The organism is Sinobaca sp. H24 (assembly GCF_023845525.1).
The window spans coordinates 528,166-544,670 of record NZ_JALBWT010000001.1; the positions used below are offsets into that span (position 1 = coordinate 528,166).

Here is a 16,505-nt window from a genome sequence, read left to right on the forward strand (position 1 = left end):
CTGGATAGCGACATCCGAATGGAAAAAGTTGTTGGATAAGTCCTCGATCGATTAGTATTTGTCAGCTCCATGCGTCGCCGCACGTCCACCTCAAACCTATCTACCTTGTCATCTCCAAGGGATCTTACTCACTTGCGTGATGGGAAATCTCATCTCGAGGGGGGCTTCATGCTTAGATGCTTTCAGCACTTATCCCGTCCACACGTAGCTACCCAGCGATGCTCCTGGCGGAACAACTGGTACACCAGCGGTGTGTCCATCCCGGTCCTCTCGTACTAAGGACAGCTCCTCTCAAATTTCCAACGCCCGCGACGGATAGGGACCGAACTGTCTCACGACGTTCTGAACCCAGCTCGCGTACCGCTTTAATGGGCGAACAGCCCAACCCTTGGGACCTACTTCAGCCCCAGGATGCGATGAGCCGACATCGAGGTGCCAAACCTCCCCGTCGATGTGGACTCTTGGGGGAGATAAGCCTGTTATCCCCAGGGTAGCTTTTATCCGTTGAGCGACGGCCCTTCCATACGGGACCGCCGGATCACTAAGCCCGACTTTCGTCTCTGCTCGACTTGTAGGTCTCGCAGTCAAGCTCCCTTTTTGCCTTTGCACTCTGCGAATGATTTCCAACCATTCTGAGGGAACCTTTGGGCGCCTCCGTTACTGTTTAGGAGGCGACCGCCCCAGTCAAACTGCCCACCTGACACTGTTCCTGATCCGGATCACGGACCGAGGTTAGAATAGTCGTACAGCCAGGGTAGTATCCCACCAATGCCTCCACCGAACCTAGCGGTCCGGTTCCAAGGCTCCTACCTATCCTGTACAAGCAGTACAACCATCCAATATCAAGCTACAGTAAAGCTCCATGGGGTCTTTCCGTCCTGTCGCGGGTAACCTGCATCTTCACAGGTAATATAATTTCACCGGGTCTCTCGTTGAGACAGTGCCCAAGTCGTTGCACCTTTCGTGCGGGTCGGAACTTACCCGACAAGGAATTTCGCTACCTTAGGACCGTTATAGTTACGGCCGCCGTTTACTGGGGCTTCAATTCAAAGCTTCTCCCCAAGGGGATAACCTCTCCTCTTAACCTTCCAGCACCGGGCAGGTGTCAGCCCCTATACTTCGCCTTGCGGCTTCGCAGAGACCTGTGTTTTTGATAAACAGTCGCTTGGGCCTTTTCACTGCGGCTCTCCTGGGCTATTCACCCGAAAGAGCACCCCTTCTCCCGAAGTTACGGGGTCATTTTGCCGAGTTCCTTAACGAGAGTTCTCCCGCGCGTCTTAGAATTCTCATCCCACCCACCTGTGTCGGTTTGCGGTACGGGCACCTTTTTCCTCGCTAGAGGCTTTTCTTGGCAGTGTAGGATCGGGAACTTCGGTACTTAATTTCCCTCGCCATCGCCGCTCAGCCTTGATGAAGAGCGGATTTGCCTGCTCTTCGGCCTAACGGCTTGGACGTGCATATCCAGCAGCACGCTTGCCCTACCTTCCTGCGTCCCCCCATTGCTCAAATGGAAAGGAGGTGGTACAGGAATTTAAACCTGTTTTCCATCGCCTACGCCTTTCGGCCTCGGCTTAGGACCCGACTAACCCTGAGCGGACGAACCTTCCTCAGGAAACCTTGGGTTTTCGACGGAAGGGATTCTCACCCTTCTTTTCGTTACTCATACCGGCATTCTCACTTCCAGGCGCTCCACCAGTCCTCACGGTCTGGCTTTACAGCCCCTGGAACGCTCCCCTACCACGATCCCCCGATGGGGGATCCTCCACAGCTTCGGTACCGCATTTAGCCCCGGTACATTTTCGGCGCAGAGTCACTCGACTAGTGAGCTATTACGCACTCTTTCAATGGTGGCTGCTTCTAAGCCAACATCCTAGTTGTCTAAGCAACTCCACATCCTTTTCCACTTAATGCGGATTTAGGGACCTTAGCTGGTGGTCTGGGCTGTTTCCCTCTCGACTACGGATCTTAGCACTCGCAGTCTGACTCCCGGACAACAAGTCTCTGGCATTCGGAGTTTGACTGAATTCGGTAACCCGGTAAGGGCCCCTCGTCCAATCAGTGCTCTACCTCCAGGACTCTATCCGAGGCTAGCCCTAAAGCTATTTCGGGGAGAACCAGCTATCTCCGAGTTCGATTGGCATTTCACCGCTACCCACACCTCATCCCCGCAATTTTCAACTTGCGTGGGTTCGGGCCTCCAGTAGGTGTTACCCTACCTTCACCCTGGACATGGGTAGATCACCCGGTTTCGGGTCTACGACCGCATACTAATACGCCGTTGAAGACTCGCTTTCGCTGCGGCTCCGCCTCTTCGGCTTAACCTGGCATACGATCGTAACTCGCCGGTTCATTCTACAAAAGGCACGCCGTCACCCATAAACGGGCTTCGACTACTTGTAGGCACACGGTTTCAGGATCTGTTTCACTCCCCTTCCGGGGTGCTTTTCACCTTTCCCTCACGGTACTGGTTCACTATCGGTCACTAGGGAGTATTTAGCCTTGGGAGATGGTCCTCCCGGATTCCGACGGGATTTCTCGTGTCCCGCCGTACTCAGGATCCACTCCGGAGGATCAGCGATTTCGGCTACCGGGCTGTTACCGTATCCTGCGGGCCTTTCCAGGCCGCTTCGCCTATCGCTGATCTTGATAACTCCGATGGAGTGTCCTACAACCCCAGGATGCAAGCATCCTGGTTTGGGCTGATTCCGTTTCGCTCGCCGCTACTCAGGAAATCGCATTTGCTTTCTCTTCCTCTGGGTACTAAGATGTTTCAGTTCCCCAGGTCTGCCTTTATCTACCCTATGTGTTCAGGTAGAAATACTATCGGATTAACGATAGTGGGTTCCCCCATTCGGACATCCCCGCCTCACAGCTCACTTACAGCTCCGCGGGGCGTATCGCCGTTCGTCGCGTCCTTCATCGGCTCCTAGTGCCAAGGCATCCACCGTGCGCCCTTTCTTACTTAACCGTTTTTCCGTAAAAAAACAGCTGGCGCCTGCATAATGCAGGGCTTGCTTGGTCTTTTTGTTTCGTTGTCGCTATCCAGTTTTCAAAGAACCAGGGTTCATCTTGCGAGAGGGTATCCTCTCAAAATGGAATGAAAACAACTGCGCGCACTCCGGACCGGTGGTCCGGGGTCGATCCACGAATCAAAGCTCCGTAGAAAGGAGGTGATCCATCCCCACCTTCCGGTAGGGATACCTTGTTACGACTTCACCCCAATCATCTGCCCCACCTTCGGCGGCTGGCTCCCAAAGGGTTACCTCACCGACTTCGGGTGTTGCAAACTCTCGTGGTGTGACGGGCGGTGTGTACAAGGCCCGGGAACGTATTCACCGTGGCATGCTGATCCACGATTACTAGCGATTCCGGCTTCATGCAGGCGAGTTGCAGCCTGCAATCCGAACTGAGAATGGCTTTGCGAGATTGGCTCCACCTCGCGGTTTCGCATCCCTCTGTACCATCCATTGTAGCACGTGTGTAGCCCAGGTCATAAGGGGCATGATGATTTGACGTCGTCCCCACCTTCCTCCGGTTTGTCACCGGCAGTCACCTTAGAGTGCCCAACTGAATGCTGGCAACTAAGATTAAGGGTTGCGCTCGTTGCGGGACTTAACCCAACATCTCACGACACGAGCTGACGACAACCATGCACCACCTGTCATTTTGTCCCCCGAAGGGGAACCTTCTGTCTCCAGAAGTAGCAAAAGATGTCAAGACCTGGTAAGGTTCTTCGCGTTGCGTCGAATTAAACCACATGCTCCACCGCTTGTGCGGGCCCCCGTCAATTCTTTTGAGTTTCAGCCTTGCGGCCGTACTCCCCAGGCGGAGTGCTTAATGCGTTAGCTTCGGCACTAAGGGCATCGAAACCCCTAACACCTAGCACTCATCGTTTACGGCGTGGACTACCAGGGTATCTAATCCTGTTTGCTCCCCACGCTTTCGCGCCTCAGCGTCAATAACAGACCAGAGAGCCGCCTTCGCCACTGGTGTTCCTCCACATATCTACGCATTTCACCGCTACACGTGGAATTCCACTCTCCTCTTCTGCATTCCAGTTCTCCCAGTTTCCAATGACCCTCCACGGTTGAGCCGTGGGCTTTCACATCAGACTTAAGAACCGCCTGCGCGCGCTTTACGCCCAATAATTCCGGACAACGCTTGCCCCCTACGTATTACCGCGGCTGCTGGCACGTAGTTAGCCGGGGCTTTCTGGTGAGGTACCGTCAGGGGGCGGCCCTGTTAGAACCGCCCTTGTTCTTCCCTCACAACAGAGCTTTACGATCCGAAAACCTTCATCACTCACGCGGCGTTGCACCGTCAGACTTTCGTCCATTGCGGATGATTCCCTACTGCTGCCTCCCGTAGGAGTCTGGGCCGTGTCTCAGTCCCAGTGTGGCCGATCACCCTCTCAGGTCGGCTACGTATCGTCGCCTTGGGGAGCCATTACCTCTCCAACTAGCTAATACGCCGCGGGCCCATCCCCAGTGCATGGTCCGAAGACCATGCTTTTACAAGCCGATCAGGAGATCGCTTGATTATCGGGTATTAGCTCCGGTTTCCCGGAGTTATCCCCGTCTGAAGGGCAGGTTGCCCACGTGTTACTCACCCGTCCGCCGCTCAATTCCCCGGTTTCCCTCCGAAGAGGTCCGCCGGGTTCATGCGCTCGACTTGCATGTATTAGGCACGCCGCCAGCGTTCGTCCTGAGCCAAGATCAAACTCTCCATGAAAGTTGATACTTAGTTCTTGCTGGTCTTACATTGCGCAGCAGACCTTGCTGCCGCGACTTCTTGTTCGCGCGTTGTTTTCATTCCATTTTCAAAGGACACTGTTTTTTGCTGCCGTCGTGTTTTGGCGACTTTCATAGTATATCAAGTTGGTCAAAGTAAGTCAATACTTTATTTTTGTTTTTTTGTTTTCCAACTTTTCTTTACTGTTTCGCTTTTTGGCGCAAGAAGTAATGTACCACGGTCAATTAATAAACGTCAACATGTTATACATTATTTTTTCATATTATCCCAAAATCATTTTATTCAGTATTTTTCTTTTTTTCAGTCTCGCTTTTTTTAAAAAGAAAAGAAGCCTCTTTTTTAGGGTCAAAGAGGCTTCTTTTTAACTGCCGAACGGCTGTCTTTCGTTAGGCGGTGAAGAAGAAGAAGCTGCCAGGCGTTGGATACAAACAGCGGAGTGATGTAAATCCAAAGCCATTTGGATTCGTTCACTGTTCCCACTGTAAGAGCCGGAAGCCATTCTATTGTTGTAACAACAAACATAAAGAAGAAAGCAGGAATAAAAGCCTGATTGTTCGTTTCTACCTTCTTTCGATAAGCAACCGCTCCTGCAAGGGCCAAAAAGATAACCGGCATCACCATGTAATTAAAAATCGTTTCCGTACCTTCTGCAAAAGCAATATAGCGAAAGTAAACAAGATCAAAGAATACAAAAACAATCAATACTGTCTGCACCCGGTTCCAAAGCTTTGTCGTTTTAAACAGGCTCAGCGCGAAGCGATGAAGAGTTAAATATGCAAAAAAACCCATTTGAGCGACCAGGCTGATGGCTGCACTGATACCTAAAATCCAGATCAATCCGAACAGGAAATTTAAAAACCCGCCATTAAAATATGTAGAGGGATCTATCACTATCCCTACCACTGCTCCACTTAGTGCTCCTATAAGCAGTGTAGAAAAAAACAAATAAACTACTTTCCTCGCATTCACTATTGCTGCACCCCTTATGTCTTCACGTGTGGCTTCATATAAATTCTATCAAGCAGGGTTTAAAAAAGCTACCTGGTATTTGAAACCGCTTCACTAGAATACAAAAAAACACTTCCTTTCTTTATGTAAAAGAAAAGAAGTGCTTTATCGTGTTATTTGCCGATTTTCTCGACGACCCGCTGCGCCATATCTTTATAGATACCGCCAATTTGGTGCTCTTCTTCATACACAGAAGGAGCAAAGACATCTTTGTTTTCTGTTGGCTGGCCTAATGGAATACGGCCAAGCACTTCTGTTTTAAGTTCGTCTTTCAGACGTTCTCCGCCGCCTTCACCAAACACGTACTCTTTCTCACCGGTAACCTTGCTTTCAAAGTAGGCCATGTTTTCGACAATACCAAGAATTTCATGATGAGTCCGAATTGCCATTGCGCCTGCACGCGCTGCTACAAATGCCGCAGTCGCATGAGGAGTGGTTACGACGATTTCTTTACATTCCGGAAGCATCGTGTGAATATCAAGAGCTACGTCCCCTGTACCTGGTGGAAGGTCCAGTACGATATAGTCCAGCTCGCCCCACTCAACTTCGTTAAAGAAGTTATTTAACATTTTCCCAAGCATCGGACCTCTCCAGATAACTGGAGCATTGTCTTCTACGAAAAAGCCCATCGACATTACTTTCACTCCAAAACGCTCTACTGGGAAAATCCGGTCATTTTCTACTTTTGGACGCGTATCAATGCCCATCATATCCGGTACACTGAAACCGTATATGTCTGCATCAATAATACCGACTTTTTTCCCTGCTCTTGCTAGTGCTACTGCAAGGTTAACAGAGACAGTTGATTTCCCTACGCCGCCTTTACCGCTTGTTACTGCGATAAACTCAGCTTTATTATCTTTGGATAGCAGAGACGCAGATGCAGGAGATCCGCCTCCGTGCTTTTCTATTTCTTCTTCTTCCAATGCTTCAAAACGAAGACCAACAGAGTCGGCTCCAGCATCCTTTAACAATTTAACTACTTCCTGCTGTAATTTCATTTGTTCCGGCGTACCTGTGCGGGCAAGGGCAATCTTAACGCTTACATTGCCGTTCTTAATTCTAACGCTTCTTACTCCACCTGTTTCTGTAACGCTTTTATTTAAATCGGGATCATCTATACTTTTTAAGGCCTCGAGGACCTGCTCTTCTGTGATCAAAACGGACACCATCCTTTTAGCAGCAATTTGTTCTGTTCCTAGCATACATTGTTTTCTAGGTTCTTTTCAAACGTTTGCTATACAAACCGGCAAAATAAATCCTATCGGCCTTTAATCAGCCGCTCTCTTTTTCTTCTATTGATAGCAAGACGATTAACAATTTGAATGATTTTCAGCCGCATCTGCCGGTCACTGTGCACCAGCTTCACTCCATAGTAATAACGGTTTCCTTCTTTTTGTTTACGCTGGATTGTGCCATATAGTTGAAAAGAGGTCTGCAATACCTGAAAAGTAAAACAGTACGTCACTCCTGCTGCTGGTGGAATATCCAGTCTGCTGGAAAAGCGCAGACCGCCGGCGGACAAATCCTGGAGATACATACGTGCCGGTTTGCTTTCTATAATCTCTTCCTGCATTTTATATATAGAAAACATTCCTTCAATAGGATGAGATTCAAAATTGAAACGGACATCCCGCCTTTGGTTGCTCATATTCTTCCTCCTGCTCAATATGGCAGCTGCATCATATCTAGTAGACGTTTCTCAGCAGTGCACTTAATTGCAATCATTTATTTACATATTAAGTATATATTATGATTAGTTAGTATTACAACTAAAGTATGTGTATTGACATCAAAAATTTAGTTTCTCTTGAAAAAGGCATAAAAAAAGACACCCTGCCGGTGCCTGTTGTCTAATCGACCTGATAACGGTCAATGAAGATTTCTTCCTGGATCAGTTTAATTTCGTTCAAAATTTCCTCGGCAAGCTCCTGGTTATCTTCTAATGGATGTTCCTGAAAAAAAGAAGCTTTATTTAAAATATCTTCTATTTTTTTCTTGGAAGCTACACTGCCTTCTCTGTAATAATGGGCAAGCGCAACCGAAGCTGCTGTAAAAACGCCGCCTCTGCCTTCTATAAACGAAGCCGTAACGTTACCTCCGTAAGTGCTGCCTTCATTACAGTGCAGAGCTTTCCGTACACATTTTTCTAACTGTCCGCTGATCATGGCGCTTCCCTCCTAACAGGTTATGTTCGTAATTTATCCCGAACTCTCCAGAAAGTCAACTACAATGTCTATCCACAAAAAAACCTTCCAGCCAATGAGGCTGAAAGGTTTTGCATCGAGATGATTAACGCTTTGAGAACTGAGGAGCACGACGGGCTGATTTAAGACCGGGCTTCTTACGTTCTTTCATACGTGGGTCACGTGTAAGGAATCCGGCAGCCTTAAGAGACTTACGGAAATCAGGATCAACGTCTAAAAGCGCACGGGCTACGCCGTGGCGGATAGCGCCGGCCTGTCCTGTGAATCCACCGCCGTTTACGTTCACTTTAAGGTCGTACTGACCTTCAGTTCCCGTTTCTACGAGTGGTTGGTTTACAATAAGCTTAAGTGTTTCAAAGTTGAAGTATTCATCAATGTCGCGGTTGTTTATCGTCACACGGCCATCGCCTGGTACGACAAAAACACGAGCAACAGAATTTTTACGACGTCCGGTACCGTAGTATTGCACTTGTGCCATAATATAATTTCCCTCCTTCTAATTTAGCCGCGAAGTTCGTACTTCTCTGGCTGTTGTGCTTGATGATTGTGCTCAGAACCTGCAAATACGTGAAGTTTTTTAGATTGTACGCGTCCAAGAGATGTTTTTGGAAGCATGCCTTTGATAGCAAGCTCAAGCATTCTCTCCGGCTTGTTTGCACGCATGTCTCCGGCCGTTGTTTCTTTAAGACCGCCTGGATGTCCGCTGTGCTTGTAGTAAATCTTATCACGGAGCTTCTTTCCTGTAAGGTGAATCTTGCTTGCATTAATAATAATAACGTGGTCTCCCATATCAACGTGAGGAGTAAACTCAGGCTTGTTCTTGCCGCGAAGGATAGATGCTACTTCACTGGAAAGACGTCCAAGAGTTTGTCCGTCAGCGTCTACAACGTGCCATTTTTGTTCGATTTCTTTTGGCTTTGCCATGTATGTTGTACGCATTATTTTTTCCCTCCTAATTAGTTCTTTTTTATTGGTTTTTGTCAGTTGTCATCGTCCATTATCATTCCGTATCCCGGGGCTGTGGGACTTTGAAATGCCAACAACTATCATATAACATGCAATACTTAATGTCAATGCAATGTACACCAGGAATCGTTGTTTTTTAAGATTTTTTTCGATAGGCGCTGAACTACTGTTAGAACAGGCCTTTTTCATATACAACGCGCTCCAGATAAAGACCATGTCCCGGCGCAGTCTGCCCTGCTTTTGCCCGGTCTTCTGCTTCCAGAATAGCTTTGATTTCCCCGGGTTCTATACTGCCATTGCCGACAAGAAGAAACGTACCTACTAAGATGCGGACCATATTGTATAAAAAGCCGTTTCCTTTGAAGACAAAATGCAGCTCGTCTCCATGCGTTTCAATACGTGCCTCATAAACGGTTCGTACCATGCTAGTTACGCCGTCCCAGTAGAGCAGAACGACGAAAAATTGTGAGTGCCTTCAATCAAAGGAAGCGCCTCTCTCATTTTGGCGACCTGCACCGGCTTAGGATAAAAATACGTATAATGACGGCGGAACACATCTCTTGTTCTTCCAGTCAGTACCCGATATCGGTATTCTTTACCGAGTGCGTCATAACGGGCGTGAAAAGAAGGATCTACATATTCTGCCGATAGTATTTGAATATCAGGCGGAAACAAACCGGAAGAGGTGATTGGCCAACGTTCTTCCGGAACAAAAAATCGGTGTCGAAATGAATTGTCTGCCCATTGGCATGGACACCTGCATCCGTACGTCCGGAAGCAAAGATCGTTACTTTTCTGCCCCGGTGCATTTGGTCAGGCTTTTTTCTATTGCTTCCTGCAGCGTTTTGCTGTTCTGCTGCACCTGCCAGCCGGAATAATTCGTTCCATCATAGGCAATAACTGCTTTTACTCTGTACTTCATTCTGTTGTTACTCCCTTAATAAAAATAATGCTGCTGCCAGCACCACGACCAGCACACAAACTGCTGTATCTTTCATTTTCCAGACCAGCTGACGGAGCTTTGTGCGCTCAGCTCCGCTGTTATAGCCTCTTGCCTCCATAGCATACGCTAAATCCTCCGCTCGTTTAAAAGAGCGTACAAATAACGGCACCAGTAAGGCAACGAATGCCTGAGCCCTGTCTTTTAAGGACCCTTTGTTAAAATCAGCGCCGCGCGCAGTCTGAGCTTTAATGATTTTTTCTGTTTCCTGCATTAACGTCGGAATAAAACGGATCGCAATAGACATCATCATTGCCACATCGTGGGACGGAAAGTGAAAACGACGCAACGGTGATAAGAACTGCTCCATGGCATCCGTCAAATCAATCGGACTCGTCGTTAAGGTGAGAAGTGATGTTAGAAACACCAGCAGCAGCAGGCGAAGCGCAATAAAAAGCCCCTGAATAACCCCGTCTTCATAAAACTGAAATGCCCCTAATGAAAAGAGCACCTCTCCTTCCCTCGTAAACAGGGCATGGATAAAAAAGGTGAACACCACTAATAGAAAAATAGGAGCCATCCCTTTTCGTATATAGCGAAACGGCACACCGGATGATAGATATATTACTGCTGCAGCCCCGCCCAATACAGCGTAGCCTGTCCAGGAATTGGTTAGGAAAATAGCCGCAATTAATAGAAAAATGGAGGCCAGCTTTGCTCTCGCATCCATTCGATGAAGAATCGAGCGGCCTGGGAGATACTGCCCTATAATCACGTGTTCAAACATCGGTATCGCCTTTTTTCTCTTGAAGTTTCGCTTCCAATTCCCGGGCTGCATCTTCCGGTTTCAGGTGATAGCTGGAAAAGACTACTCCCATTTCCTTCTCTATCTGCTTCAATACTTTAACCTGTTCCGGCACATCCAAATGAAGGGCTTTTAGTTCTGCCTGTTTTTCATAAATGACAGAAGGAGCTCCTTCCATCGTAATCCGGCCTTCACTCATAACAATAATCCGGTCTGCCAGACGTGCGGCCTCCTCCATTTGATGAGTGATCATAATAGTTGTTGTCTGGTACTGCTCCTGCCAGGATTTGAACAAAGAAAGGATATCTTCCTGGCCTTGTGGATCAAGGCCTGCAGTCGGCTCGTCCAAAATGAGTACTTTAGGCTCCACGGCCAGTACACCGGCTATGGCAACACGACGCATCTGCCCGCCGCTCAGCTCAAAAGGAGAACGGGCAAGAAAGCTTTTATCCAACCCGACCAGCTCCAGAAGTTCCGGAAGCTTTTTTTTGGTTCTGGCTTCTTCCTTGCCTGCATTACGAGGACCAAACAATAGATCTTTTTCTACCGTTTCTTCAAACAGCTGATGCTCGGGATATTGAAACACCATGCCCGTGTGCTCGCGCAGCGCTTTGATCTGCCTGCGTTTGGACTTCGCATCAACCGTCAGGCTCCCTACCGTTACATGTCCGCTATGGGGCTTTAAAAGACCATTAATATGCTGCACAAGCGTAGACTTTCCCGAACCGGTATGTCCGATGATAGCAGTAAAAGACCCCTTTTCGAAATCAACATTAACGTTCGCTAATGCCTGTTTTTCAAACGGCGTCTTTTTCATATAAGTGTGTTCTATGTTTTTTAATGATACCTTCATCTGCTTTTTTCCCTCCAAAGAAACGCTTCTAATGACCGGGAGGAAATCCCTTTATGTGCTAGAGATTGATACAAGGATGCAGCATAAGGCAATGGGATGTTCTTCTCTTGCAGCCAATCTAAATTGTTCAGCAGCTCTTCGGCTGTAACATCATAAATAATGCGTCCGTTTTCCATGTACCATACGCGGTCCGCCATAAGGGCTTCGTGCAGCTGATGCGTAACGGATAAGATCGTCACATCACTTGATGCGTGCAGAGAACGAATAGTATGTAAAACTTCTTGTTTACCATTTGGATCCAGCATAGAGGTCGCTTCATCCAATACCATGATGGATGGATAAAGAGCTAATACCCCAGCGATAGCAACACGCTGTTTTTGTCCACCGGATAACCGATGTGGTTCTTTATCTAAAATATCTTCTACTCCCGTCTGGCGGGCTACTGTTTCAATACGTTGAAGCATGTCTTCTCTAGGTACACCGGCATTTTCCATTCCAAATGCGATATCATCCCTAACAGTAGGTGCTACAAATTGATGGTCCGGATTTTGAAAGACCATTCCCACTTCTCTTCGAATACTAGGAAGATCTTCATCAGAAAAAATAGATTTTCCATTAATATGGATATCTCCTGACTGGGGAAGCAGCAATCCGTTAAATAATCGTGACAATGTAGATTTTCCTGAACCATTCGGGCCAATAACAGCAATCCATTCTCCATTTTGAATAGAGGCACTCACGTCGGATAATATGACGGGGCCGTCTTCTTCATATTGAAAATGAATATTGTTTAACGTTACTGCCTTCATTGCTTAGTCCTCTTTTCTCTAATGTACATCGTCCTCTTACCTTTACAGCACAACTGTATCCAGGCTTCAAAGGAGGCCTGCTTTTTTAGAAAAAGAGAGGCTCCAGGCCTTTCGGGAAGAAAGAACCTGGTCTCTTGATTACATATCTTTTCGGTTTTTAAAAAAGGGCGTAGACGCAATCCTCTAAAGATCCGTCCAGCCCTTTTTTATCAGCCCGTGAAAATTACTTATACGAACTCGATAATAGCAAGTTCAGCTGCGTCTCCGCGGCGCGGGCCTGCTTTTAGAACGCGAGTGTATCCGCCTTGGCGGTCTTCGAAACGAGGAGCAATCTCATCGAATAACTTTGAATAGCATCCTGTCCTGTTTCTTCATTAGCTACCTCTTTACGAATATAAGCAGCAACCTGACGGCGTGCGTGAAGATCTCCGCGCTTGCCAAGAGTTACCATTTTCTCGATAATAGGGCGCAATACTTTTGCTTTAGATACAGTTGTCTCAATTCTTTCATTGATGATCAAGTCTGTAGCCAAATCACGAAATAATGCTTTTCTTGCTGAACTGTCACGTCCAAGCTTTGCATATGCAGTCATTTAATTCCCTCCTTCATAAATATTGCATGGCTTGCTCTATTCTTCTTTACGAAGACCTAAACCAAGTTCCGCTAGTTTTTCTTGAACTTCCTCTAATGATTTACGTCCAAGATTACGAACTTTCATCATGTCATCCTCGGATTTCTGGGTAAGCTCCTGCACGGTGTTAATACCGGCACGCTTTAGGCAGTTATAAGAACGAACAGATAGATCAAGCTCTTCGATAGTCATCTCAAGCACTTTTTCTTTCTGATCTTCTTCTTTTTCTACCATGATTTCGGCGTTTTGAGCCTGGTCTGTTAATCCGATGAAGATGTTTAAATGTTCGTTAAGAATTTTCGCTCCAAGCGAAACAGCTTCTTCAGGGCGAATACTTCCATCTGTCCATACATCCATAGTGAGCTTATCATAGTTAGTGATCTGCCCGACACGCGTATTTTCTACCTGGTAGTTTACACGTGAAACCGGAGTATAAATGGAATCGATAGGAAGAACACCAATCGGAAGGTCATCCGCATTGTTTCCTTCAGCTGGAACATAACCTCTTCCGCGCTTAGCAGTTAAACGCATGTGAAGATTCGCTCCTTCTGTAAGAGTAGCGATATGAAGATCCGGGTTTAGAATATCTACGTCACTATCATGGGTAATATCTTTCGCCTTGATAATGCCATCGCCCGTTTGTTCAATTTCCAATACTTTTTCTTCATCTGAATAAATCTTCAGAGCCAGCTTTTTTAGGTTTAATATGATGGTTGTGACATCCTCTACCACACCTTCAATAGTGGAAAACTCATGCAGGACGCCGTCAATTTGAACTGTTGTGACAGCTGAACCTGGAAGAGAGGATAAAAGGATACGGCGTAAGGAGTTTCCAAGTGTTGTTCCATACCCACGCTCTAGTGGTTCTACAACAAACTTGCCATATTTGGCATCCTCGCTTACTTCAACCGTTTCGATATTAGGCTTTTCGATTTCGATCATTTAACAATATACCCTCCTTCAAAACGTAGAATTTCCTGTCATCGACTTACAAAATAAGCGATTTGGGCATTTTCATTTAGTCAGCTTTCGATTAAGCGACGAACCTGTTTCTTTATAATGCATAAGCTTTTACAAGGAAATCTGTATCCATCATAAAGCTAGGCGTTGCACCAACCTCTGAAAATTATACTCTACGGCGTTTTGGCGGACGGCATCCGTTATGAGGAACCGGGTTACGTCACGGATCATGTTTACCTCAAGTCCAGTTGCCTGCAAAGAACGAATAGCAGCTTCACGTCCGGACCCTGGTCCTTTAACAGCTACTTCTACGCTTTTAAGACCGTGCTCCATTGCAGCTTTAGTAGCTGTTTCAGCAGCCATCTGCGCAGCGAAAGGAGTAGATTTACGTGAACCTCTAAAACCTAATGCTCCAGCACTTGCCCAGGATAAAGCATTTCCCTGTGTGTCTGTAATCGTCACGATCGTGTTGTTGAATGTTGAACGGATGTGTGCGATTCCAGTTTCTATATTCTTACGTTGACGGCGTTTACGGTTGTTTTTTTTTGGCTTAGCCATAGAAGTTAACCTCCTTTTCGTAAATGATTATTTTTTCTTGTTTGCTACTGTACGACGTGCACCTTTACGGCCACGAGCGTTGTTCTTCGTGTTCTGTCCTCTTACAGGAAGACCACGGCGATGACGAATGCCACGATAGCTTCCGATTTCAATAAGACGCTTGATGTTTAGTGACTTTTCACGACGAAGGTCACCTTCTACTGTGAAGTTTTCAACTACAGTACGAATGTTAGCAAGTTCATCTTCTGTAAGATCGCGAGTACGCGTGCTTTCATCAATGTTAGCTTCGCTAAGAATCTTTTGTGCTGCAGATTTACCGATACCATATACATACGTTAAAGAAATTACAATACGCTTATCGCGCGGAACATCTATGCCTGCAATACGTGCCATTTGAGCACCTCCTTTTTATTTAGCCTTGTTTTTGCTTGTGCTTTGGATTGGAGCAAATAACCATAACCGTACCTTTACGGCGGATTACTTTACATTTTTCACACATTGGTTTGACTGACGGTCTCACCTTCATGTTTATTTACCTCCTTAACCGCTTGGAGTACATGCGAGAGTAAACGTGCTACGACTCATCCTGCCGGTTTTTATTTATAGCGGTACGTAATACGTCCGCGTGACAAATCATATGGGGAAATTTCAACGGTTACTTTGTCTCCTGGGAGTATACGGATAAAGTGCATCCGGATCTTACCAGAAACATGCGCTAGAATTTTATGCCCGTTCTCAAGCTCTACCCGAAACATTGCGTTTGGAAGAGGTTCAAGAACAGTACCTTCCATTTCAATAACATCATCTTTGGCCATGCAAGTATTCTCCTTCCTTCAGTAACTCTGTGCTATGCTTTGTTTTATAAATTATCAGAGCATATCTCAATTTAGCATTGGTCACACGTCCGGTTTCCATTAAACTTCGCTTTAACCTCTTCAGAAGTGTGCGCAGAAACTCTACGTGGTTTTTGTTTTTCTTTTTTCCACGGTCGGATTTCCGCTTTTCTCCATCTGCTACTAAAATAAAACGATCATCTACTAAACCAATGACTACAGCAAAATTACCGGCTTCCCGCCCTTTTGCGAATCCGGACAATCTGGCCGATCCCGGGCAGCGACTCTGATTCTTTCATTCATCATCACCTTTATTGTTAATCAGGCTTTCGTTAGTATCTCATATCCTTCGTTGGTAATGGCAATAGTATGCTCAAAATGAGCACAGTTTTTTCCCATCAGTCGTTACGACTGTCCAATTGTCCGAAAGAGTATGGACATAACGTTCTCCCGCATTGATCATCGGTTCTACGGCAAGTACCATGCCGGCTTTAAGCGCGGTCCTTTTCCTGGAGGACCGTAATGAGGGATCTGCGGGTCTTCATGCAGATTCTGCCCGACTCCATGCCCCACGTATTCACGAACGACTGAAAAACCATGCTTTTCTGCGTAAGTTTGAATTGCGTGGGACATGTTGGTAAGACGCTCTCCCGGTGATGCTTCCTTTAACCCCTCGTATAACGCTTGTTCCGTCACATCGAGCAGCTGCTGGTCAGCTTCCGTAATGGTGCCTACCGCATAAGTCCAGGCAGAATCACCATGATAGCCCTTATATTCGGCTCCGATATCTATAGAAATGATGTCGCCATCTTTTAATACTTTTTTACCCGGTATGCCATGCACCAATTCTTCATTGACTGATACACAGATACTTCCGGAGAATCCATTATACCCTTTGAAGGATGGGACCGCATCATGCTGACGTATTTTTATCTGCAATAGCATCAAGTTCCCGGGTAGTAACCCCTGGCTTAATATGCTTTTGCAGCTCTTGATGCGTCAGCGCAACGATTTTGCCGGCCTCCCGCATAATATCAAGCTCTCGTTCTGTTTTACAAATGATCATTCATGAATTCCTTTCAACAAAGCATCTATTTCATCAAACACTACATTAATATCCTGGTCTCCCTGACATTACGGATGTAGCCTTGTCTGTATAGAAATCAATGAGAGGCTGCTGCTG

14 protein-coding genes, 2 rRNA genes and 4 pseudogenes are annotated in these 16,505 nt (G+C 46.6%); all 20 read right to left on the reverse strand.

What is annotated here, in order from left to right; all coding sequences use genetic code 11:
- Window positions 1–31: 31 nt before the first annotated feature.
- Window positions 32–2,968, reverse strand: a 23S ribosomal RNA gene (locus MMY81_RS02950).
- A gap of 195 nt (window positions 2,969–3,163) precedes the next feature.
- Window positions 3,164–4,731 (reverse strand): 16S ribosomal RNA (locus MMY81_RS02955).
- The 16S and 23S rRNA genes sit together here, the layout of an rRNA operon.
- 366 nt (window positions 4,732–5,097) lie before the next feature.
- A complete protein-coding gene (locus MMY81_RS02960; RefSeq protein WP_252311584.1) occupies window positions 5,098–5,721 on the reverse strand; it encodes a KinB-signaling pathway activation protein in 624 nt (207 codons plus the stop codon).
- 152 nt (window positions 5,722–5,873) lie between these two features.
- Window positions 5,874–6,920, reverse strand: a complete 1,047-nt coding sequence (locus tag MMY81_RS02965; protein WP_252311585.1) for an Mrp/NBP35 family ATP-binding protein — start codon at window positions 6,918–6,920, stop codon at window positions 5,874–5,876.
- Window positions 6,921–7,021: 101 nt separating this feature from the next.
- Window positions 7,022–7,411, reverse strand: a complete 390-nt coding sequence (locus MMY81_RS02970) for a PilZ domain-containing protein (protein ID WP_252311586.1) — start codon at window positions 7,409–7,411, stop codon at window positions 7,022–7,024.
- A gap of 202 nt (window positions 7,412–7,613) precedes the next feature.
- Window positions 7,614–7,928, reverse strand: a complete 315-nt coding sequence (locus MMY81_RS02975) for a hypothetical protein (RefSeq protein ID WP_252311587.1) — start codon at window positions 7,926–7,928, stop codon at window positions 7,614–7,616.
- 124 nt (window positions 7,929–8,052) lie between these two features.
- Window positions 8,053–8,445: a 30S ribosomal protein S9 gene (gene rpsI, locus MMY81_RS02980; RefSeq protein WP_120194620.1), complete on the reverse strand. Its 393-nt coding sequence runs from the start codon at window positions 8,443–8,445 to the stop codon at window positions 8,053–8,055.
- Window positions 8,446–8,468: 23 nt separating this feature from the next.
- Window positions 8,469–8,906, reverse strand: coding sequence for a 50S ribosomal protein L13 (rplM, locus tag MMY81_RS02985; RefSeq protein ID WP_252311588.1), 438 nt, complete (start codon window positions 8,904–8,906; stop codon window positions 8,469–8,471).
- Between the two features lie 196 nt (window positions 8,907–9,102).
- Window positions 9,103–9,855 (reverse strand): annotated as a pseudogene (gene truA, locus MMY81_RS02990) (tRNA pseudouridine(38-40) synthase TruA).
- Window positions 9,856–9,862: 7 nt separating this feature from the next.
- Window positions 9,863–10,660 (reverse strand): energy-coupling factor transporter transmembrane component T family protein, encoded by a 798-nt coding sequence (locus MMY81_RS02995; protein ID WP_252311589.1) that lies wholly within the window; start codon window positions 10,658–10,660, stop codon window positions 9,863–9,865.
- Complete coding sequence (locus tag MMY81_RS03000; protein ID WP_252311590.1) at window positions 10,653–11,531, reverse strand: energy-coupling factor transporter ATPase; 879 nt, start codon at window positions 11,529–11,531, stop codon at window positions 10,653–10,655. Before MMY81_RS03000 ends, MMY81_RS02995 begins: the two co-directional genes overlap by 8 nt.
- Window positions 11,528–12,340, reverse strand: coding sequence for an energy-coupling factor transporter ATPase (locus tag MMY81_RS03005; RefSeq protein WP_252311591.1), 813 nt, complete (start codon window positions 12,338–12,340; stop codon window positions 11,528–11,530). Before MMY81_RS03005 ends, MMY81_RS03000 begins: the two co-directional genes overlap by 4 nt.
- A 227-nt stretch (window positions 12,341–12,567) precedes the next feature.
- A pseudogene (gene rplQ, locus MMY81_RS03010) lies at window positions 12,568–12,932 on the reverse strand (50S ribosomal protein L17).
- A gap of 36 nt (window positions 12,933–12,968) precedes the next feature.
- Complete coding sequence (locus tag MMY81_RS03015; RefSeq protein ID WP_252311592.1) at window positions 12,969–13,913, reverse strand: DNA-directed RNA polymerase subunit alpha; 945 nt, start codon at window positions 13,911–13,913, stop codon at window positions 12,969–12,971.
- 184 nt (window positions 13,914–14,097) lie between these two features.
- Window positions 14,098–14,489: pseudogene (gene rpsK, locus MMY81_RS03020) on the reverse strand (30S ribosomal protein S11).
- Between the two features lie 27 nt (window positions 14,490–14,516).
- Entirely contained in the window at window positions 14,517–14,882 is a 366-nt protein-coding gene (gene rpsM / locus MMY81_RS03025; RefSeq protein ID WP_252311593.1) for a 30S ribosomal protein S13, read from the reverse strand.
- A gap of 19 nt (window positions 14,883–14,901) precedes the next feature.
- On the reverse strand, window positions 14,902–15,015 hold the full coding sequence (rpmJ, locus tag MMY81_RS03030) for a 50S ribosomal protein L36 (protein WP_120194610.1): 114 nt from the start codon (window positions 15,013–15,015) through the stop codon (window positions 14,902–14,904).
- A 70-nt stretch (window positions 15,016–15,085) separates the two neighbouring features.
- Window positions 15,086–15,304, reverse strand: coding sequence for a translation initiation factor IF-1 (infA, locus tag MMY81_RS03035; protein ID WP_091663629.1), 219 nt, complete (start codon window positions 15,302–15,304; stop codon window positions 15,086–15,088).
- Complete coding sequence (locus tag MMY81_RS03040; protein ID WP_308215189.1) at window positions 15,291–15,584, reverse strand: KOW domain-containing RNA-binding protein; 294 nt, start codon at window positions 15,582–15,584, stop codon at window positions 15,291–15,293. Before MMY81_RS03040 ends, infA begins: the two co-directional genes overlap by 14 nt.
- Before the next feature lie 59 nt (window positions 15,585–15,643).
- Window positions 15,644–16,388, reverse strand: a pseudogene (map, locus tag MMY81_RS03045) (type I methionyl aminopeptidase).
- Between the last annotated feature and the right edge of the window lie 117 nt (window positions 16,389–16,505).